Genomic DNA, 18783 nt, shown 5'->3' on the forward strand with positions numbered 1-18783 from the left:
TCTTAACAGCAAGCAGGTGCGCAACAATTGGGTTGAGTTTTTTTTGTTCTAAATAAGTTAGTAATTTTATCGAATCGGAAACGAAATTGCTTTTTACTTTGAGGCTCCCTCCATTCCAGGTGGTCAACCCTTTTGTCCGCTTGAGATACATACATAAGCTGTGGATTCACATCGTGAAACAACATAATACAACACTCCCTTAATCAAATAATATTGATCTATTAATCAAAAAAAATTGATTATTTATTCAAAAAAATTTTACTTTCCGCTAGGTCTAAAAATACAGCAAAGCTGCTCAGATAATAATCCGTTTACCTCTAATTGATTAATCTCATAGTAACTCCAAGTACCAATGACTTCTTTCGAAATTAGGTTTGCATCTAACAAGATCTTTAAGTGATACGACAGTTTGGATTGAGCCATTTCAACGATATCACATAGGTCACAAACGCACGTTTTACCACGTTGGGTTAACTCATACATAATCTGCAGACGCTTGCTATCCGCTAATGCTTTAAATTTTGCCTCGTATGAAATGAAAAATGAGTCACTTGGTGTTGTATTTATTTTTACTTCATGTATAGGAATAATTGTTTTCATCTGTTCTCACCCGATTCATTAAATCAAATATTTTTGATGTATTGATAATATATACCAAAATGAATTACAAAACAATACTTAATCAAAATAAATTGATTAAATGTGCATGCATAATTTATTCACAAAACCTTAACTTTTATATATAAGTGAATAATTATATAATAATTTACAAATGGATTTCGACGGATGTAAAGGAGCGTGTTATTTTGCCTGATATTGAACCATTATCTGAAGTGTTTAAGCTGCTCGGGGACAAAATGAGATTGTCGATTCTCTCTCTGCTCAAAGAACGTGAACTGTGCGTATATGAAATAGTCGAACTCCTACAAACCAGTCAGCCCAATGTAAGCCAACACATGCGAAAGCTAAAATCAGGCGGTTTAGTCAAGGAAACCAAAAAGGGCCAATGGGTATTTTATTCATTGCATATTGAAGATAAGCTTTATCTGCACGATATCTTTCGGTACCTGCCCTCCCAGAAAGAAAAAGTAGATGCGATATCTTGTGAAGATTTAAATTGTTGTGATTAGGAGGATTTATGGAAAACAAAAAACCTTTAGTATATTTTCTTTGCACGGGAAACTCTTGCCGCAGCCAAATCGCTGATGGCTATTTGAAAGCTTTAGACGGGGACAAATACGAAGTGAAAAGCGCGGGTCTGGAAGCTCACGGATTAAACCCACGTGCAGTAGCAACGATGAAGGAAGCTGGTATCGACATATCAAACCATACCTCTGATGTGATCGATCCTCAAATTTTGGCTCAAGCTGATTACATCATTACTTTGTGCGGTCATGCTAATGACAACTGCCCTGTTGTTCGAAATGATAAAGCGGAAAGATGGCATTGGGGATTTGAAGACCCTGCCAAAGCAACTGGCACTGAAGAAGAAATTACAACAAAATTCCGTGAAGTGCGTGAGTCCATTAAGAGCCGTATTGAACAATTTGTAAAGGAAGGTAAGTAACATGGAGAAAAATTATCAAGCGTTAGTTGAAGACAAAATATTTTTTGGCGGAGCTGCAGACGTCGAAGACATGATTAAAAATGAAAACGTTGAGGTTATCGTTGATTTGCGCGGTGAGGCTACGGAGTTTGCCTATCCTGCAGATAGCGTAGAATGGCTGCAAGTTCCGCTTGGTGACAACGCGGAAGCTCCGCAAGACCAACTGTTCCAACAAGCTATCAATCACGTTGTAGATGCTTATAAGAGTGGCAAAAAGGTTGGATTCCATTGCGGTGGTGGCAAAGGTCGCACTGGCGCTGTAGCTATTGGCACTTTGATTACACTAGGAAAAAGCGAAAACATCACGGATGCTGAAAATTTAGCAAAAAGCATTCGCCCGGTTATTCATGTTAGACAACCCCAACGTGAGGCACTGGAGAAATTATTTGACAAATAATTTGAGTAGCCTATTACCAATTATTTTTTGCTATACAGATAGCCATAAATTTGAGAATATTAACAACGACATTTATATGTTTTTTGCTAGGAGGATCTCATGATTTATTTGGCTATTATAATCTTTTTACTTACGATTACCTTTGTCATTTGGCAGCCGAAAGGGATCGGTATTGGTTGGTCAGCTTCCGCTGGAGCCTTACTCGCCCTCATCTTCCAAGTCGTATCCTTCCAGGACGTCGCTACTGTAACGGATATCGTTTGGAACGCTACACTCGCTTTTGTCGGCATTATTATCATCTCAATTGTGCTAGATAGTATTGGATTTTTCGAATGGTCAGCACTCCATATGGCTAGGTTAGCGAAAGGCAACGGGAAGCTGATGTTCATCTACGTGATCCTGCTCGGCGCGGCGGTTTCTGCCTTCTTCGCTAATGATGGCGCAGCCCTGATCCTTACGCCAATCGTACTAGCCATGGTTAGAGCCATGAAATTGCCGGATGCTGCTATTCTCCCCTTCATTATGGCGAGCGGATTTATCGCAGATACAACTTCACTTCCATTTATCATCAGTAATTTGGTGAATATCTTATCTGCGGATTTCTTCGGGATTGACTTTGTGACCTATGCAAGCCGCATGTTCGTGACGAGTTTGTTCTCGTTAGGGGCGAGCTTGCTTGTTCTCTACCTTTTTTACCGCAAACAAATTCCGGTTCGTTATGACATCACTGAGCTGAGACAGCCATCGGATGCAATTAGAGATCCTAAGCTTTTCCGCTTATCCTGGTGGATTCTCGGCATTCTCTTAGTTGCTTATATTGGGAGTGGATTCGTCGAAATTCCTGTTTCGTTCATTGTCGGTGCTGCCGCAATTGGCTTTATCCTTTCTGCTCGTTCCAGCGCTGTGATCGATACGAAGAAGATTTTGAAAGAAGCGCCATGGGCGGTTGTTATTTTCTCGATCGGGATGTATGTCGTTGTCTATGGGCTGAAAAATGTTGGACTCACCGATGCTCTCGGGGATTTCATCGAAGTTATTTCGAAAGAAGGACTCTTCGCAGCTACGATTGGCATGGGCTTCCTCGCGGCGATTTTGTCCTCGATCATGAATAATTTGCCGACTGTATTAATTGACGCGTTAGCGATTCAGGGAACACAAACAGAGGGCATTCTAAGAGAGGCGCTTATTTATGCCAATGTTGTCGGTACGGATCTAGGTCCTAAAATGACGCCGATTGGCTCGCTTGCTACCCTCATCTGGCTTCATGTGCTTTCCAAAAAAGGGGTAAAAATCACATGGGGCGGTTATATGAAAGCAGGTTTTGTCCTGACCGTTCCTACGCTGCTCATCACGTTGATTGGTTTGTATCTATGGTTGCATGTCGTCGCTTAAGTTGAATGCCTCTCTAGCCCGTTTGAGATCGGCTCGCCAAGGCAATAATTGGTGATACGACACAAGCTCAAAAGGAGCAATGCCAATGGCGTTCAAAGCAGAGAAAGCTACGCTTCTCGTAGAGGGCAACGAGTTGACGATCACGAATCCGAATAAGCCGCTATGGCCTGACTTGGGTATCACGAAAGCAGATTATCTCACGAAATTGAGTGAGCTCTCGCCCTACCTTTTACGCTATTGCCGCAATCGCCATCTAACGACCATTCGCTTTCCGCATGGGTATGATGACAAGTCCTTTTATCAGAAAAATGCGCCAGATCCCGTGCCCAGCTTCGTTAAGCTAGCACCGCTCGACGGCATTAATTATGTGAATTTGGATTCCTTATCCACACTCATGTGGCTGGGAAATCTGACTTGCCTAGAGTTTCACCCTTCTTTTCATTACATTGGCGAGACGCTGCCCGCAGAATGGCTGATTGATATCGACCCGACCTTGGAGGAAGAACCTCGCATCATGGAGGCGGCGCTTATCATCGGTGAAGTGTTGGACTCGTTACGCATTCAGTCCGTCCCTAAGACTTCTGGCGCAACGGGGGTACAAATCTACATCCCCATACAGGCAGGCTATACCTTTGAAGAGCTTCGAAAGATCGGCCATTTCATCGCTGCTTATGCGGTTCAGACGCATCCGAAGCTGTTTACCATTGAGCGTTTCAAGAAAAATCGCGGTGATAAAATATATATCGATTACCTACAGCATTGGTATGGAAAAACACTATCGGCCCCCTACACGCCGCGCGCCAAAAAGGACGCCACGATCTCGACGCCCTTGCTCTGGAAAGAGGTTGAGCTTCGCCCAAGTCCTCGCGAATTCAATCAGCTGAACATTATGAGTCGACTGCGAACTTATGGGGATCTGATTGACCGCGTTTCACCTCAAAATTTAGATGCCATTTTAAGTAAATTAAAAGAGTAGTTCTTTATAGAACTACTCTTTTTGCATCTCCTTAAAACAGAGGTGACAACAAGCGTGCGACTAACTCCTTCCCCTTTTCTCCCCGAGACCTCATTTCAAATTCATCTAACTGAACTTCCATACATTCCGCTAGGTCGTTCTCGAAATCTTCTTCTAAACGAACAATCATCTCGGTATCAAACATCACCGCATTCAATTCGAAATTGCTAAAAAAACTGCGCATATCCACATTCGCTGTACCAACCGTCGCCAAGATGTCATCCACGATGATTACTTTTGCGTGTATAAATCCTTTACGATACAAGAAGAATCGAACACCTACCTGCAGTAATTCCTGCAGATAAGACCTTGAAGCATATTGTACGATGCGCGAATCCGCCTTGTAAGGAAGGATAACCTTCACCTCTACGCCACTGATCGCTGCTGATTTGAGTGCCATGATGATGCTCGGATCGGGAATGAAATACGGCGTTGTGATCCAAATCCGATTCCTCGCCGCGATCAACCCTGCAAAATACATCTCCTGAATCGCATCCCATCTGGCATCAGGACCGCTTGAAATAACTTGAACATAGGAAGAATGCTGCTCCCTATGAGCAGGATAATAGCTGTACCCTTCCAAGCTTTCCCCGCTCACGAAAAACCAGTCCGTCAGAAACGTGCGCTGTAAATCGTACACCGCATCGCCAACCAGCATGACGTGGGTATCTCGCCAGAAGCCCAGCTTAGGATCTCCGCCCAAATATTCATCGCCAATGTTAATGCCACCTACAAAACCAACCAAGCCGTCGACGACTACAATTTTACGATGGTTCCGATAATTTAACCGTTTATCGAAGAATGCGATCAACGGCTTTAAGAAAGGTTGTACAGCAATACCCGCTCGCTTTAATTTGGTGATGTACGCCTTCGAAAGAGAGTGACTCCCCACGCCATCGTAAATGACCCTGATGGTTACCTCTTCCTTCGCTTTCTGAAGCAATGCCTCTTGAAATCGTACGCCAATCTCATCATCACGAATCGTATAAAATTCGAAATGGATATGGTGCTTGGCCTTGCCTATTTCCGTCAGCATGGCCTCATATGTCACATCTGCATTCGTCAATATCTGGGCCCGATTACGCGTTGTAATCGGTGCATCTGGCACGTGCCGCAGCCACGCACGAAGACGCTGTTCCCCAGTCAGAAAGCTGTCATCACTACTTACCACTTCCCCTAAGCAATCGTTGTTATCGCCAGCACTTTGGAGCTGTTTTTTCTCACGACACGTTCTGTTATGCCCATGAACTTTCTTTCGTCTTACATATTCCCTAGCCATGAAAACATACATAATGAATCCAATGATTGGAAAAATAAACAAAATACTTAGCCATGCCACAGACTTGGCAGGCCTTTTATATTCACAAATTAGAATCGTAGCTGCCTGAAAAATAAATAACAGCAGTAATAGAACAAGCCATACCAATAACACCATCTCCTATCCCTGCATGCTCATGCTGAGATAGCTTTTGCTAAGGTTATCTGAGCTATACCTTTTCTTTCCAAGATCAGCTGTGCGAATAAAATTTTCCATCTTTCGTAATAAAATCCTGCTGAATCGCAGAACATAATCTACGCATTCTTATTTCTTTAACTTGATATCAGCAGGAGGTGCCAATCGCTTGACCAAAACATCTAAAAATTTGATGAAAAGCATCCTGCAAAGACGTGCATCTACACAAGTTAGCGAAGGCGAAGGCAAAGACAGCCCTCCTGCTGATTTGGATCAAGCTCTCGAGATTCAGTTTATCGAAGACCTTAAAAAGACCAAGCTCTCGCTGCTGCTGGATGAGAATCATGCCTTCATCAAAGACATGTTTCGGGATTGTTCCGATGTCGTCGTGAGGGAATTCGAAATTGATCCTCATATTCCAGCCCTGCTTCTTTTCGTGGATGGTCTAACCAATACACAGCTACTGAACGATACGATGAAATCACTCATGCTGATCGGCGGCGGTGAAACCTCCATTGAGCGTATCGCCAATGTCATTCTGCCGGTGTCACAGACGCAGATTTCCGATAACTACGGAGATTTGCTTGCCTCCGTCTTAGGCGGGGATGCCGCCCTGCTGGTAGAAGGAAACGCGAAAGCCATTCTGCTCGGCATCCGTGGTACTGAGAAACGTTCCGTCGGTGAACCAGAGACTGAAACGGTCGTACGTGGACCGAAAGAAGGCTTCGTAGAGAGCATTCGTACGAATACCTCTATGATCCGACGCAAGCTAAAGACGCCTCGACTGAAGATGAAATCGATGAGTGTCGGCAAAGAGAGCAATACCAACCTTGTCGTCTGCTACATGGAAGACCTAGCTATGCCTTCGTTAATTGAAGAAGTCGTCAAACGACTAGAGCTCATCAAGATTGATGCCATTCTGGAATCAGGCATGATTGAAGAACTCATTCAGGACGATGCCTATTCGCCGTTTCCACAAATGCAATATACGGAGCGCCCCGACGTGGTTGCTGCCGCTTTACTTCAAGGGCGCGTTGCAATTCTTACTGACGGAACACCATTCGCTCTCATCGTCCCCTTCGTCTTCATTCAAATTATGCAAACGAGCGAAGACTACTATGAACGATTCCAAATTAGCACATTGTTACGCTTGCTTCGTTATGTTTTCATGTTTCTATCCTTAACGACGCCGGCGCTTTATGTAGCGATAACAACGTACCATCAAGCACTACTCCCAACCGCACTAATGCTGAGTGTCGCTGCTTCCCGGGAGGCGATTCCGTTTCCATCTGTGGTTGAAGCTTTCATCATGGAAATTACCTTTGAAGCCCTGCGAGAAGCGGGGATCCGCCTGCCGAAGGCAGTTGGCTCCGCCGTTTCTATCTTAGGCGCACTAGTCGTTGGGCAAGCAGCCGTACAAGCCGGAATCGTATCCGCACCGATGGTTATTGTCGTCTCGATTACAGGTATCGCTTCCTTCACCATTCCAAGATTTAACGGAGCGATTGCGATTCGGATGCTTCGCTTTCCCATTCTCATTGCCGCTGCCGTATTCGGTTTCTATGGCATTTTCTTCTCTATCATGATTTTGATCGGTCATATGGCGAATCTCCGTTCCTTTGGAGTTCCATATCTGTCTCCCATCGGTCCCTTATCTGTTAGTGATATGAAAGATGTGCTTGTTCGTGCTCCTTTGTGGCAAATATGGAAGCGTCCCGAATTTATGGCAGTGCAAGATAACGTTAGTCAAGATGATTCACTTGCGAAACAAATCAAGAAATCCGGAGGCGTAGACGGAAGCAGTATAGAGCACGTACACAAAGCCAGTGAGGAGGAACAGTCGAAATGATACAACCTAAACAGCGTATCAGCCTGATCGTAACCATACTAGCAGCCACGACTCTTCTTACTGGCTGCTGGGATCGTACGGAGACCAATGACCTCGCATTTGTCGTCACTTCTTCCGCCGATTTAGAGGATGATGGCAGATATCGTATCGCGCATATGCTTCCGCTGCCCGGCTCCATGGGTGGAGCAAGCGGCGGAGGCGGGGGCACGTCAGGAGGTAAAAGCTATTACATTGATTCCGAAGTAGGCATTACCTACCGTGATGCTTTCAGTAAGCTCCAATCGCGTATGGCAAGGCGACTCTTTCTCTCACATCGAAGAACGATCGTCATCGGTGAGAAGCTTGCAAAACAAGGCATTCATTCCTTGTTCGATGTGCTGCCTCGTTCAACGGAGAATCGGATGACAACATTCCTCGTCGTTACGAAAGGGAAGGGCTATGATTTGCTCAATACAGCGCCGAAATTTGAACGTTTCCCAGCAGAAGTAATTCGAGAACTGGCAAAATCACGATATGCTATGCCCACCTCCATCAAGGATATTGGCATTTCGCTAAGCTTCAATAGTGACCCGATTATGAACTATTTTGAGCCGAAAGAAACACAAGCCACCAAGGACCCTTCTCAAGAAATCCAATTGATTGGTTACGTTCAATTCAAAGGTGATCGGATGGTTGGTGTCTATAAGAAAATTGAAGCCCAAGGCCTAATGTGGCTAAGAAATCAAGTGAAAGCACAGCAGTACACATTCCCCCTGGAGGAGGATTCTAAAATCTCGGTAGCCGTCATAGGCGGAAAGACAGCCATCACACCTAAGCTAATGGGAGACAAAGTGATGTTCGACGTGGTCGTGGAAGCTCGTGGAGCAGTCAGAGAAGACTTATCTAATAAGGATTTATTCAAATCCGAAAACCTTCATAGCGTGGAAACCAAGTTTGCAGAGCAAGTCAAATCGTCCGTTCTCGCAACGATAAAACAGATGCAAAAAGAAGGCACGGATTCTGCTCAACTCGGTCTCATCGTTTGGCGAACCCATCCTCAGAAGTGGAACGAACACTTTAAGAAGGATTGGGAACATTATTTTAAAGAGGCCGAATTCAACATTGTCGTGAATGCCTCCATACCAGATACTGGCATGATTAACCAAAACGTGACGAAGGGAGGGATCTAAACGATGGATGGGATCTTCGTCATCTCATTTCTCTTCATTTTAATCGGATCCTTCATTGTCGATCGTAAAATGCTGCAACAAGCGGGAATTGGGAACAAAATAACGTATGGTCTCGCCATCGGGATTATCACTGTCCTGCTGATTACGAAATATCTACATGTGATTATACCCATGCCATCCTATTTTTTCGTGCAAGTGGTTTCTCCCTGGATCGTAAAAGTTCTTGGTATTTAAGCAGAAAGGAGGTTTTTCTCATCAATAGCAAACAAGTCATTAACCAGCGTCAACTCTCATGGCTGGCTTCTTCCATCGTGACTAGCGGAGGCATCCTAACCTTGCAAAATGAATTGATACGGATCAATCAAATGGATGCTTGGTTCAGCTATTTACTTTCTATATTTTATGTATTCCTGATTGCTGGTTTCTTTGGCTATATGGCCAAGCTCTATCCGCAAAAGAACATTTTCGAAATGTCTAAAGCTTTATTAGGACAATGGCTAGGCACTTGTGTGAATTTACTTATTTTGTTTCATTTCTGGCAGATTGTAGTCCGGGACATTTCCTCCGTATCTAGATTTAGTTCAACCCTGCTGCTGAGCACAACACCCTTAGAAATCTTAATTTTACTCAACTGCTTGTTGCTCATGTATTTTGGCAAAACGAGTGTAGAAGTCATTGCACGTGTAAATGACCTGTTCTACCCACTTTTCGTCGCGACCATTACCATTATGCCGCTGCTCTTATCGAACGAATTTTATTTGCGACTGACGACGCCGATTCTGACCATGCCGCTCCAGAACTGGACGGCAAGCTCCTTTTTGACACTCGGAAATGCTGGTGACATCTTCATATTAGGTGCGTTCCTTCATATGTTGTACAATGCCAACCATATCCGATCGGCCATTCGACACGGCTCCCTGCTTGGTTTTTTTCTACTCACACTCGTTCTTTTCGCTTTAATCGCCGTACTCGGCCCTAAGATACCTGCGAATTTATCATATCCCAGCTATAACTTAGTCCAAACGATCCATGTCACTGACTTTCTCGACCGTCTTGATCTCGTCATGCTGATGATCTGGTTTCCGACAGTGGGATGTAAAATCATTGCCATTTATTTGGCACTTCTGCTCGGGATCAGCTCTATATTCAAACAGCGTAATTATCCGATGATCAACAAGCCTATCGCGCTGTTACTGGCACTATGTACTTGCCTTTCCTTCAAAAGCACCACCGAGCTGCTTTCCTTCTCCAACTACAGCTCGTCGGTCATTGTTATGACTTACCAACCCTTCATCATGGCACTACTCTTCATCGCAGGGGTCTGGAAGCGAAGAAAATATCCGCATGCCTTTCCTCCTCCCCCCGGGGGAACACATGCCAAGAAGGATCCCGCACAAAGTGCAGCTAAACTAAGCCAGCGCCTGACCTATATGCAATGGCTACAAGGAGGAAATCTGGTACTGCTTCTTTGCGTTTCATTTGTCCTCGTAGGCCTTATGTTCGGTGAGAAATCTCCGCTAATGGGGATGATTTGTGCAATTGGTTTCGGCAGTTGCCTCCTGCTAACGACTTTGACTACCTATATGGAGCTCACCAAACTCAAGCAAGCTGAAAGCAGCAACTAATGTGAATTCATACATTAACGTGAAATGAGTTGTGGAGGAATGCTTATACAAATGAAAAAAGCACCTGCCTATGCAGGTGCCTCGTTATATTAAACAGGAACGGATTGGTTTAAACGGCTTTTCGCTACTTTCAAGTAGCCATGAACGTTTAAGTATTCGCTCTCATTCGTGAAGCGTAATTTCATCGCTCCCGCAGCGTCTTGAATGTAAGGCTTCAACGCTGCTGCACCGCCGCCAATCACGTAAAAGCATTGAATATCTGGGCATTTGCGCCAGCGTTTTTTAATCATTTCGACCATGCGCACAGCAGCACGACGGAAATGCTGATCCACGATCGGCCGAATATCCACTTGGCCTTCCCCTGGAAGCTGAATCGTAAATTGCCGATTCTTCACGCGCTGCGCAAGCTTCGCACGGCTTGGGAACAAGTGGCCATACGCATCTTCCACATCGCGAATGATGGCATCCAAATAAGTTGCGATACCAATTTGCTCGCCATGGCTAAAATGATTATCAATCGCCATCCGCTTGATGACCGGGAAATCTGTCGTCAACGCACCGATTTCACAAACACCGATGCAGCCGTTGTAAATTTCTTCGTCTCTCACCTGCAGGCTGTCATGCGTCGCCAAGTGGAACATAGCCGCAGCGCCTTCAATGGAGACCGCTACTTTGCGGATCGAAACTTTGATTTTGCGATTATGGAATTGCGGTGTGGAAAGGAACGTCACTTCGTGCTCACCCAGAAGTCGATGCTCGAAGGATTGATGATATTTCGGAAAAGAACGAACAGGTAAGCCCGTACCAATTGTGTATTCAACTTCATCAACGTTGCCGTAGCCAGGGTTAGCCACTTGGTTTGTGAGACCTTGATAAGCAAGTGCAGTCAGTGCAACAATGAGGGATTGATCCGATAGCGCTTTATTATCTGTATCTTCCAGCTCTAAGTTATCTTCGTGCTCCAAGGCAAGCTGCCCTACGAAATAACGTTGATTCCTTTGTGAAAGGCTTGGACTGTAAATGACAACATCCAACGCTTTCCAAGGTGAATCTTCTTCTTGCAAAATGTGTCTCTCGTAGCCAGGCGCAATGATATTCGGTATCACTAATGGTTCTCTAGACCCATCTAGCACCAACTTAATACTATCGTTCCCTATGTCAATACCTGCAAGCTTAATCATGTGTGCCTCCACTCCAAATCTACAGCTTTCTGTAATTGTATTAGTACATTCGATCATATACGACAGGATTCCTTCCTACTTTAGACTCAATTTACTAGGACTAGTAGGCAGGAAGGCAGGTTTTTGGCGCAATATGACGAATGTTGTACAGACCACCCATTACCAAATTCAACCACGACAGGAGATAATCTAGCCCTTATGAAGCTCAAGTGGAAACCCAAAAAACTGACACTGGTTATCATACCAGACGCTAATCAATCGGTCGTCAGGTTTCGCATTCCCCATTTAGCAGCCTATATCGCAGCTGCCTTCGTTTCCTTGCTGCTGCTGATTTCCATATCGATATATGTTTTACATACACATAGCTTGAAACAGGCGAGTGATTTACAGACCAAGCTGAGCGGTGCCAACGAGCAATGGAGCGCAGCCTTATCCTCCAAGAACGAGGCGATCGAGCAATTGCAAAATGAAGTGATTCAACTGTCCCAGCAAGCGGAACAGATGAAATCGCAGGTCGAAGAAGTGAAGAAGCTCGAGAATGATCTCAAATCGATCGCAGGGATTGACCCAGAACCAGGTAAAACTGCCATTGCAAGCGCCTCAACCGCAGGTAAGGATAAGAAAGATGCCAATCAGCCAGTTGCTGATGCATCATCCGCTTCAACCGGTGTGGGAGGAAGCCCGAATCCTGTATCGCAAGATGTCATTCTTAAGCTAGGTCAAGATACACTTGCCTCATTTACGGCACTTAACGGGGAAGTTCAAGCGTTGCAAACGAATTTGACCGCAACCAAGCAGAAGGTTGCCGACAAACAAGAGCAGCTGCGCATAACGCCAACACTGTGGCCAACTAGCACAAAGGTCGTTACTTCCCCTTTTGGATATCGATCAGACCCTTTTACCAAAATACCGAGTTATCATTCTGGCATTGATTTCGGTGCTCATGAGAATGATCCCGTATTTGCAACCGCTGCTGGGAAAGTCGTCAGTACAGGGAAAGACATTTACCACGGCAACAACATTGTGATTGAGCATTCCAAAGGCTTACGCACCTGGTATATGCATTTAAATAAAATACTTGTTAACAAAGGAGATACTGTCGAAAAAGGCAGCACGATTGGTCTAGTCGGCTCCACTGGCCGCAGTACAGGTGCACATCTCCATTATGAAGTTCTTAAAAACGGTGAAAGCATCGACCCCAAACCTTATCTTAAATCGATTCGAAAGGATGATAACTAACATGTTCAAAAAGACAAAAAATCTCATGAATCCTAATACAACCGATACGCTGATAGGGGAGGGAACCAGCTTCGAAGGCCGTATTAAATCGGAGGCTAGCATCCGCATTGAAGGTGGAATTACTGGCGATATCGATTGTGCAGGGGACGTTATTATTGGCGAGCACGGCGTTGTGAAATCCAATATTAATGCGCGAGATGTCGTTTTGGCTGGAAGCGTCCATGGGAATATTACGACCAAAGGCAAGCTGACGATTACCTCCACAGGCTCCCTGCATGGCAATATTAGCGCAGCCTCTTTCATCATTGAAGAAGGCGGCGTATTCCAAGGCAGCAGCAAAATGGATACAAAATCAACCGTTGCAGCGCCTGTGCCTAACAACGAGCCTGAGACAGGGAACAGACCTGTTGCTGCACCTGAACCTATGTACAAAGGCAACACCGTTGCCATGTAATCCCGAATGCTAGGATTGCAGCTAGCCGCATGGTATACTGGTTGGACAATTATTTCTAACTAGTATAGGAGACATAAGGACTATGAGAGAACAATCCATCCTATTTGATCTTGATGATACATTGGTGCATTGCAATAAATATTTTGACTTCGTGATTGATCAGTTCGTTGATCTGATGCTAACTTGGTATTCAGGACACGCTCTGACTAAGCAGGACATTAAAAAAAAGCAGTTGGATATCGACCTTGCTGGCATTCAAATTCACGGCTTCATGCCGGAGCGCTTTCCCAAGTCATTCGTTGAGACCTATCAATGGTTTGCACAGCACTATAATCGTCCTGTCAGCGCCAAAGAAATGGACTGGCTTATGCAGCTCGGCCACACGGTCTACAGCTACACAGTTGAGCCTTATCCATTGATGAATGAGACCCTTCACAGCCTTCAACAAGCAGGTCACAACTTGTTTCTATATACTGGCGGAGACGTCTCCATTCAATTGAAAAAAATTAAGGACGTTGGCCTCGACGAATTCTTTCAAGATCGTATCTTCGTCACCGTACACAAGACCCGTGAGTTCATGAATACGCTGATGCAGGAACAACGTTTTGACCGCCAGCACACTTGGATGATTGGCAACTCGATTACGACAGATGTTCTGCCAGCGCTTCACGCAGGCATCCATGCGATTCATATTCCTGTTGTCGATGACTGGGTGTTTAACAAGGGGACGATCGACGTCACACCAAAAGGCGCGTTTTATCAGCTGCCGTCGCTTCTGGAAGTGCCAGAAACGATTCAATCGTATATTCAAAAATAAAAGAACGATCCCACGGTGAAAGTTGAACCGGAAGGATCGTTCTTTTTTACGCTATTAAGCCGCGACATCGCGTCTACGGAATATTTCCCAGGAAAGTACATTGAACAGTAAGAAATAAAATACGAGCATCGTGATGGAGAAGCCCATCGTCATCCCCTCAGCTAACGGTCTATCCTCCAGATACGGCGTGAGATCAGTATTGGCAAATAGGAAATATTTCCCCCAAGTGTATCTTAGGAACAATAACGTAATCACTTGCCCTGCAAACATGATAAATATGCTGAGACCGATCGCAAGAGATGCGCTGCGAAACACTGTCGAAAACATAAAAGCTAACGTAACGATCATCACCAGCTCGATTAATTTAAATCCATAAGTCGCAAATACATAGAACAGCATGCTCTTCTCCTGTACTTGACCTGCGGCATTTACAATTAGATGCGGAAGGGTTAATCGCCCAAAGCCATACATGAAGCCATTCACGATCAGAGCTGTGATGAACAAGATCACCAGCAGTGTAGCTGCAAAAAGTAAGGTTGTCAGGTACTTCGACAAAAGAATCTTCGATCGACTCGCAGGACGAATGAGCAGCAGTTTGATGGTTCCCCAAGTAAACTCACCGGCCACCATGTCTCCGGCAATAATGACCGTGAACAGTGTAACCAGAATGATCAGACCTGAAGCGGTCATCATTCCGCCCCACAGCGTATTCTCCATAGGTGGATAATTATGATCCAGCATGTGTTGCTGTAGTGCATTTTGTTCCCTCATCTGCTTCTTAAAATTTTCGGGAAGGTCTGGACTCGCAAGCTCCTTCTTATTATGCTCAATAGTTTCTGAAGCTCTTAGTTTCCAGCTATCATCTTGGTTATAATCCGAATGCGATAATATCCCCGTAAGCACGACAATGACAACTAATAATATTGCTAAAATCCAAGTTCGAAGTCGACTGTAAATTTTCATCTGTTCATTTTTGATTAGGTTAAGCAATAGGATCACTTCCCGTCATTTCTAAGAATTGATCTTCCAGTGACTTCGCCGATTTGCGGATGCCGTATACAGCAATTCCTGCCTCAACGAATCGCCTATTCCATGCAGCCGTTTCTTCCTTATCTAGAACCATGACGAGGAACTCTTCGATCACTTCCACGACTTGACCTTGTGCGGAAGCTAACTGAAGCGCGCGATCGAGCGCCTCTACCTCGAAGACAACCCGCTGTTTGCCATCCTCTTTTACATATTCTTTAATCAGTCTGACGTCGACTAGCTTCCCATTCTGAATAATGGCAACACGGTCGCACATAAGCTCCATTTCCGCTAATAAGTGAGAAGAAACGATAACGGATATCCCTTCATCTCGTGTAAGTTTACGCAAATGATCTCGAAGCTCCCGAATGCCGGCAGGATCCAGCCCATTCGTAGGTTCGTCCAGAATCAGGACGGAAGGCTTATGTAAAAGCGCTTGGGCGATGCCTAATCGTTGGCGCATCCCGAGGGAGTAGGTTTTCACCTTGTCATGAATGCGATTCGTCATCCCAACAAGATCAATCACCTCTTGAATCCGATCCTCTTCAATGCCTGGAATCATCCTGGCGTAATGCACCAAATTTTTATAACCGCTCATAAACTTATACATTTCGGGATTTTCAACAATCGCCCCAATATAACGAATCGCCTGTTCAAAATGCGTCCGAATGGAATACCCGCCTACGCGTATATCCCCTTCTGTGATCGACATCAATCCAACCATCATGCGGATGGTTGTTGTTTTGCCCGCACCATTCGGCCCCAAAAAACCGAACACTTCCCCTCGCGGCACATCAAAGCTTAACTTATCAATAATGGTCTTAGAACCAATGCGTTTGGAAATACGATCCACCTGCACGATGGGCGACGTAAGCGCCTCTTGCGATGCTGACATGCGATATCCTCCTCATTTTTAAAACCAATATAATCCAATCCTACTCTATCCTACTTCGAATGTCTTGCCCAGTGATAATTGAGTCATAATGAAGTCACAATTGAATCATATGACTGCGTTCACTATGGCTTTTCCCTAAATTTATGTACAATGGAAAGATACGACCCGTTAGTAAAGGAGCTCATCTATGATCCAAAGAAGACCCTGGCATGGTGTAGAATGGTCGCTGTTTATTGTTTTGACCGGTGCTGCACTGCTTGGTTTACTGTATAGCTGCCTTCACATCTATGAACAAACGTTCTCCCACATCCTGTTAACCATACTAGCTATTTTGCTGTCTTACGGAGCCCCTTTTCTATTTTGGCGCCCTCAGTATATTAACTCGACTTTGTACCCGATAGCTGTTTTATTAACCGGTATCCCCTTGCAAATATACTTGGCGTGGATGGAGCAAGACGCTCTACTTACCATTAATTGCCCAATTATGGTCATTGGATTCCTCACCGACCGAAAAAATGCTTGGTGGACCGCCCCGATCTTCATGGTAGGGATGCCTGTCACTTACTTTTTCCTGCTGCATAGTGACATGGGCGTCGGGCAATTATTTAGTTTTATCCTGAATGCCGTCCTCTTCTTCGCCATCGGGCTCAGCTTACAGCGTGCTGTCTCCTCGAATGAGAAGACCGAGAAGCTGCTAGAGGAAAACCAACGTCAATACCATTTGATTCATGAACAAAATAACGTGCTAGAGCAGTACGCGAATCAGATTGAACAGCTTACCTTAGTTGAAGAGCGCAATCGGATGGCCCGCGAACTGCATGATACGGTCGGACATACCTTTACATCCGTCATCATGGGCATGGACGCCGTATCTTATCTCATCGAAGTTTCGCCAGAAAAGGCGAAGCAAAAACTCGACGTCCTGCGCAACGTGACTAGAGGTGGCCTAGAAGAAGTCCGTCGCAGCATTCACCAGATGGTCCCCCAAGAGGGAGATACCCTGCTATCTCAGCAGCTTTCCCGTTTGGCAAATGAATTTGCCTTGCACACGGGCACTCAAATTCACTTCACGACGGTTAGTGAAGAATTCGAAATTCCCAAACAGACCAAGCTTTCGCTCATTCGCTGCCTGCAGGAATCATTAACAAATGCGAAACGCCATGGAAAAGCAACCTCAATTGAGATCGTGCTCACCTATGCGGACAACCAAATTTCCCTTCGCATTGAAGACGATGGCATTGGCACGGATCAGCTGAAAGTAGGCTTCGGTATCACCGCGATGCAAGAACGAATATCCGCGCTGCAAGGTACCTTGCAAGTACGCTCCTTACCTGAGCAAGGGACGGTTGTCCATTGTTTCATTCCTGTAAAACGTTTTCCAACCTTTTAATCGCTGTGAGGAGGATTACCTATGACTGTTAACCAAGCTATACTCAAACTGCTCCTGGTAGATGATCAGGATTTAATTCGTGAAAGCTTACACATCGTGCTGGGGATGGACCCTGATATTGAAGTCGTTGGTTTAGCCGAAAACGGAGACGTCGCTATCAAGCTATGCGAAGAAATGCAGCCCAATGTCGTGCTCATGGACATTCATATGCCGATCATGGATGGTGTTGAAGCCACTCGCCAAATCAAAATCGCCTGGCCGAACATCCGCGTCGTTATTTTGACGACCTTCCAAGAGATTGGCTACGTTGTAGACGCTCTTAGCGCAGGGGCCGAAGGCTATTTATTGAAAGCCATTCATCCCAAGGAGCTAGCTACTGGAATTAAATGGGTTCATCAAGGCGGCACGTTGATCCCGCATGACATTGCCAAGATGCTCGTTCAGCAGGCGCGAGACGGGGCAAGTGGGGCTGGAGCTTCCTCTGAAGATAAGGAAGTGAGTGTTAGAGCAGATTCCTACGGGCTCAGTGATCGTGAATTGCAGGTGCTCCACTGCATTGCCGACGGCCTTAATAACCGCGAGATCGCTGAGCGTCTATTTTTGTCCGAGGGTACGGTGAAGAACTACATCTCTAACATCTATTCGAAGATGGACGTCCGTGACAGGGTTCAAGCTTCGAAGAAGGCGCATGATGAGGGGATGTTGTAGTATTAATAAACAAAGACCGCTCTTCACTCTGTGAAGAAGCGGTCTTTGTTTAAGCTATTCGAAGAGCTTCTCGATGAAGCCCTTTTTTCTTTTGCGAATTTTGCTGTAGCTCTTAACTCTGGAGAACGGTAGCTGCGGATCTGCTTCCTTCGTGTCAATCGAGGTTTCCCTCTTGGGACTGACTTCATCGGGAGCCTTTGCAGCATGGTCTACTTGATTAGAAGATTGCTGATGTGCCGCCATCGTAGTGACTAACTGCTCATACAGCTTGTTCTCAAGCTCGTGCCTACAGAGTCGTAGAAATTGCTCCTGCCGGCTATTCTGGAGTTCAATCTGCTCATGAAGCTGTCTTTGAAGCTCTAAGACCTGCTTGGAAAGATGCGTCACAGATCTTTGCAAAGAAATCAGATCTTGCGCCCCAAGTTGCTCATCGTGTTCAAGCTCCTCCGCAATCTCATCATTCCCCGCCAGTAACGCCTGCAACTCCGCTGGTGTTAAGAGTTCTTCCCTCTTCATGTGCATTCCTCCATTCCGTACGTCATGCAATCCCTGCTTGGACTTATACTT

General features: G+C 45.2%; 20 protein-coding genes. 14 read left to right on the forward strand and 6 right to left on the reverse strand.

Annotated features, from left to right (window positions below):
- Positions 1–258: 258 nt before the first annotated feature.
- Complete coding sequence (locus tag AC58UX_RS11590) at positions 259–600, reverse strand: ArsR/SmtB family transcription factor (RefSeq protein WP_497252645.1); 342 nt, start codon at positions 598–600, stop codon at positions 259–261.
- A gap of 206 nt (positions 601–806) precedes the next feature.
- Between AC58UX_RS11590 and AC58UX_RS11595 the strand changes: the two genes are divergently transcribed.
- The 5 genes from AC58UX_RS11595 (at position 807) to ligD (ending at position 4371) form a co-directional block, all read left to right on the forward strand.
- Positions 807–1130: an ArsR/SmtB family transcription factor gene (locus AC58UX_RS11595; protein ID WP_497252647.1), complete on the forward strand. Its 324-nt coding sequence runs from the start codon at positions 807–809 to the stop codon at positions 1128–1130.
- Positions 1131–1138: 8 nt separating this feature from the next.
- Positions 1139–1567: an arsenate reductase (thioredoxin) gene (gene arsC / locus AC58UX_RS11600; protein WP_497252649.1), complete on the forward strand. Its 429-nt coding sequence runs from the start codon at positions 1139–1141 to the stop codon at positions 1565–1567.
- A 1-nt stretch (position 1568) separates the two neighbouring features.
- Positions 1569–2003, forward strand: coding sequence for a protein-tyrosine phosphatase family protein (locus AC58UX_RS11605; RefSeq protein ID WP_497252651.1), 435 nt, complete (start codon positions 1569–1571; stop codon positions 2001–2003).
- A gap of 99 nt (positions 2004–2102) precedes the next feature.
- Positions 2103–3395: an arsenic transporter gene (locus tag AC58UX_RS11610; RefSeq protein WP_497252653.1), complete on the forward strand. Its 1293-nt coding sequence runs from the start codon at positions 2103–2105 to the stop codon at positions 3393–3395.
- A 79-nt stretch (positions 3396–3474) separates the two neighbouring features.
- Positions 3475–4371: a non-homologous end-joining DNA ligase gene (gene ligD / locus AC58UX_RS11615; protein ID WP_497252655.1), complete on the forward strand. Its 897-nt coding sequence runs from the start codon at positions 3475–3477 to the stop codon at positions 4369–4371.
- 31 nt (positions 4372–4402) lie between these two features.
- On the opposite strand, the gene cls is transcribed toward ligD, so the two are convergent.
- Positions 4403–5836: a cardiolipin synthase gene (gene cls, locus AC58UX_RS11620; RefSeq protein WP_497252657.1), complete on the reverse strand. Its 1434-nt coding sequence runs from the start codon at positions 5834–5836 to the stop codon at positions 4403–4405.
- Between the two features lie 388 nt (positions 5837–6224).
- Between cls and AC58UX_RS11625 the strand changes: the two genes are divergently transcribed.
- The 4 genes from AC58UX_RS11625 to AC58UX_RS11640 are packed head-to-tail and all read left to right on the forward strand — an operon-like array spanning position 6225 to position 10506.
- Positions 6225–7712, forward strand: a complete 1488-nt coding sequence (locus AC58UX_RS11625) for a spore germination protein (RefSeq protein ID WP_497253635.1) — start codon at positions 6225–6227, stop codon at positions 7710–7712.
- Positions 7709–8881, forward strand: coding sequence for a Ger(x)C family spore germination protein (locus AC58UX_RS11630; protein WP_497252659.1), 1173 nt, complete (start codon positions 7709–7711; stop codon positions 8879–8881). Before AC58UX_RS11625 ends, AC58UX_RS11630 begins: the two co-directional genes overlap by 4 nt.
- A gap of 3 nt (positions 8882–8884) precedes the next feature.
- On the forward strand, positions 8885–9115 hold the full coding sequence (locus AC58UX_RS11635; RefSeq protein ID WP_497252661.1) for a hypothetical protein: 231 nt from the start codon (positions 8885–8887) through the stop codon (positions 9113–9115).
- 38 nt (positions 9116–9153) lie between these two features.
- Entirely contained in the window at positions 9154–10506 is a 1353-nt protein-coding gene (locus tag AC58UX_RS11640) for a GerAB/ArcD/ProY family transporter (RefSeq protein WP_497253637.1), read from the forward strand.
- Positions 10507–10595: 89 nt separating this feature from the next.
- Here AC58UX_RS11640 and AC58UX_RS11645 read toward each other — a convergent pair whose 3' ends face one another.
- Positions 10596–11687 (reverse strand): ParM/StbA family protein, encoded by a 1092-nt coding sequence (locus AC58UX_RS11645; protein WP_497252663.1) that lies wholly within the window; start codon positions 11685–11687, stop codon positions 10596–10598.
- A 198-nt stretch (positions 11688–11885) separates the two neighbouring features.
- Between AC58UX_RS11645 and AC58UX_RS11650 the strand changes: the two genes are divergently transcribed.
- The 3 genes from AC58UX_RS11650 (at position 11886) to AC58UX_RS11660 (ending at position 14197) form a co-directional block, all read left to right on the forward strand.
- Positions 11886–12926 carry a peptidoglycan DD-metalloendopeptidase family protein gene (locus AC58UX_RS11650; protein ID WP_497252665.1) on the forward strand — a complete coding sequence of 347 codons (1041 nt, stop codon included), beginning with the start codon at positions 11886–11888 and terminating at the stop codon, positions 12924–12926.
- 1 nt (position 12927) lies between these two features.
- Positions 12928–13380, forward strand: a complete 453-nt coding sequence (locus AC58UX_RS11655) for a bactofilin family protein (RefSeq protein ID WP_497252667.1) — start codon at positions 12928–12930, stop codon at positions 13378–13380.
- Positions 13381–13462: 82 nt separating this feature from the next.
- Positions 13463–14197 carry an HAD family hydrolase gene (locus AC58UX_RS11660; RefSeq protein ID WP_497252669.1) on the forward strand — a complete coding sequence of 245 codons (735 nt, stop codon included), beginning with the start codon at positions 13463–13465 and terminating at the stop codon, positions 14195–14197.
- A gap of 54 nt (positions 14198–14251) precedes the next feature.
- Here the strand turns inward: AC58UX_RS11660 and AC58UX_RS11665 are convergent, their stop codons facing one another.
- Complete coding sequence (locus AC58UX_RS11665) at positions 14252–15160, reverse strand: ABC transporter permease (RefSeq protein ID WP_497252671.1); 909 nt, start codon at positions 15158–15160, stop codon at positions 14252–14254.
- A gap of 19 nt (positions 15161–15179) precedes the next feature.
- Positions 15180–16118 carry an ABC transporter ATP-binding protein gene (locus AC58UX_RS11670; RefSeq protein WP_497252673.1) on the reverse strand — a complete coding sequence of 313 codons (939 nt, stop codon included), beginning with the start codon at positions 16116–16118 and terminating at the stop codon, positions 15180–15182.
- A 187-nt stretch (positions 16119–16305) separates the two neighbouring features.
- On the opposite strand from AC58UX_RS11670, the gene AC58UX_RS11675 reads away from it, so the two are divergent.
- Positions 16306–17508 (forward strand): sensor histidine kinase, encoded by a 1203-nt coding sequence (locus AC58UX_RS11675; RefSeq protein ID WP_497252675.1) that lies wholly within the window; start codon positions 16306–16308, stop codon positions 17506–17508.
- Between the two features lie 21 nt (positions 17509–17529).
- Positions 17530–18216, forward strand: a complete 687-nt coding sequence (locus AC58UX_RS11680) for a response regulator (RefSeq protein WP_497252677.1) — start codon at positions 17530–17532, stop codon at positions 18214–18216.
- Positions 18217–18270: 54 nt separating this feature from the next.
- Here the strand turns inward: AC58UX_RS11680 and AC58UX_RS11685 are convergent, their stop codons facing one another.
- On the reverse strand, positions 18271–18732 hold the full coding sequence (locus AC58UX_RS11685) for a hypothetical protein (RefSeq protein ID WP_497252679.1): 462 nt from the start codon (positions 18730–18732) through the stop codon (positions 18271–18273).
- Between the last annotated feature and the right edge of the window lie 51 nt (positions 18733–18783).

This window comes from Paenibacillus sp. J22P90 (genome assembly GCF_059692195.1).

Excerpts from the sequence above, each read along its gene's own strand:
- AC58UX_RS11685 (WP_497252679.1), bottom strand. The coding sequence starts at position 18,732 with ATGAAGAGGGAAGAACTCTTAACACCAGCGGAGTTGCAGGCGTTACTG.
- AC58UX_RS11630 (WP_497252659.1), top strand. The coding sequence starts at position 7,709 with ATGATACAACCTAAACAGCGTATCAGCCTGATCGTAACCATACTAGCA.
- AC58UX_RS11605 (WP_497252651.1), top strand. The coding sequence starts at position 1,569 with ATGGAGAAAAATTATCAAGCGTTAGTTGAAGACAAAATATTTTTTGGC.
- AC58UX_RS11660 (WP_497252669.1), top strand. The coding sequence starts at position 13,463 with ATGAGAGAACAATCCATCCTATTTGATCTTGATGATACATTGGTGCAT.
- arsC (WP_497252649.1), top strand. The coding sequence starts at position 1,139 with ATGGAAAACAAAAAACCTTTAGTATATTTTCTTTGCACGGGAAACTCT.
- AC58UX_RS11590 (WP_497252645.1), bottom strand. The coding sequence starts at position 600 with ATGAAAACAATTATTCCTATACATGAAGTAAAAATAAATACAACACCA.
- AC58UX_RS11665 (WP_497252671.1), bottom strand. The coding sequence starts at position 15,160 with ATGAAAATTTACAGTCGACTTCGAACTTGGATTTTAGCAATATTATTA.
- AC58UX_RS11680 (WP_497252677.1), top strand. The coding sequence starts at position 17,530 with ATGACTGTTAACCAAGCTATACTCAAACTGCTCCTGGTAGATGATCAG.
- AC58UX_RS11650 (WP_497252665.1), top strand. The coding sequence starts at position 11,886 with ATGAAGCTCAAGTGGAAACCCAAAAAACTGACACTGGTTATCATACCA.
- AC58UX_RS11625 (WP_497253635.1), top strand. The coding sequence starts at position 6,225 with ATGTTTCGGGATTGTTCCGATGTCGTCGTGAGGGAATTCGAAATTGAT.
- AC58UX_RS11645 (WP_497252663.1), bottom strand. The coding sequence starts at position 11,687 with ATGATTAAGCTTGCAGGTATTGACATAGGGAACGATAGTATTAAGTTG.
- AC58UX_RS11670 (WP_497252673.1), bottom strand. The coding sequence starts at position 16,118 with ATGTCAGCATCGCAAGAGGCGCTTACGTCGCCCATCGTGCAGGTGGAT.
- AC58UX_RS11610 (WP_497252653.1), top strand. The coding sequence starts at position 2,103 with ATGATTTATTTGGCTATTATAATCTTTTTACTTACGATTACCTTTGTC.
- AC58UX_RS11635 (WP_497252661.1), top strand. The coding sequence starts at position 8,885 with ATGGATGGGATCTTCGTCATCTCATTTCTCTTCATTTTAATCGGATCC.
- AC58UX_RS11655 (WP_497252667.1), top strand. The coding sequence starts at position 12,928 with ATGTTCAAAAAGACAAAAAATCTCATGAATCCTAATACAACCGATACG.
- AC58UX_RS11675 (WP_497252675.1), top strand. The coding sequence starts at position 16,306 with ATGATCCAAAGAAGACCCTGGCATGGTGTAGAATGGTCGCTGTTTATT.
- ligD (WP_497252655.1), top strand. The coding sequence starts at position 3,475 with ATGCCAATGGCGTTCAAAGCAGAGAAAGCTACGCTTCTCGTAGAGGGC.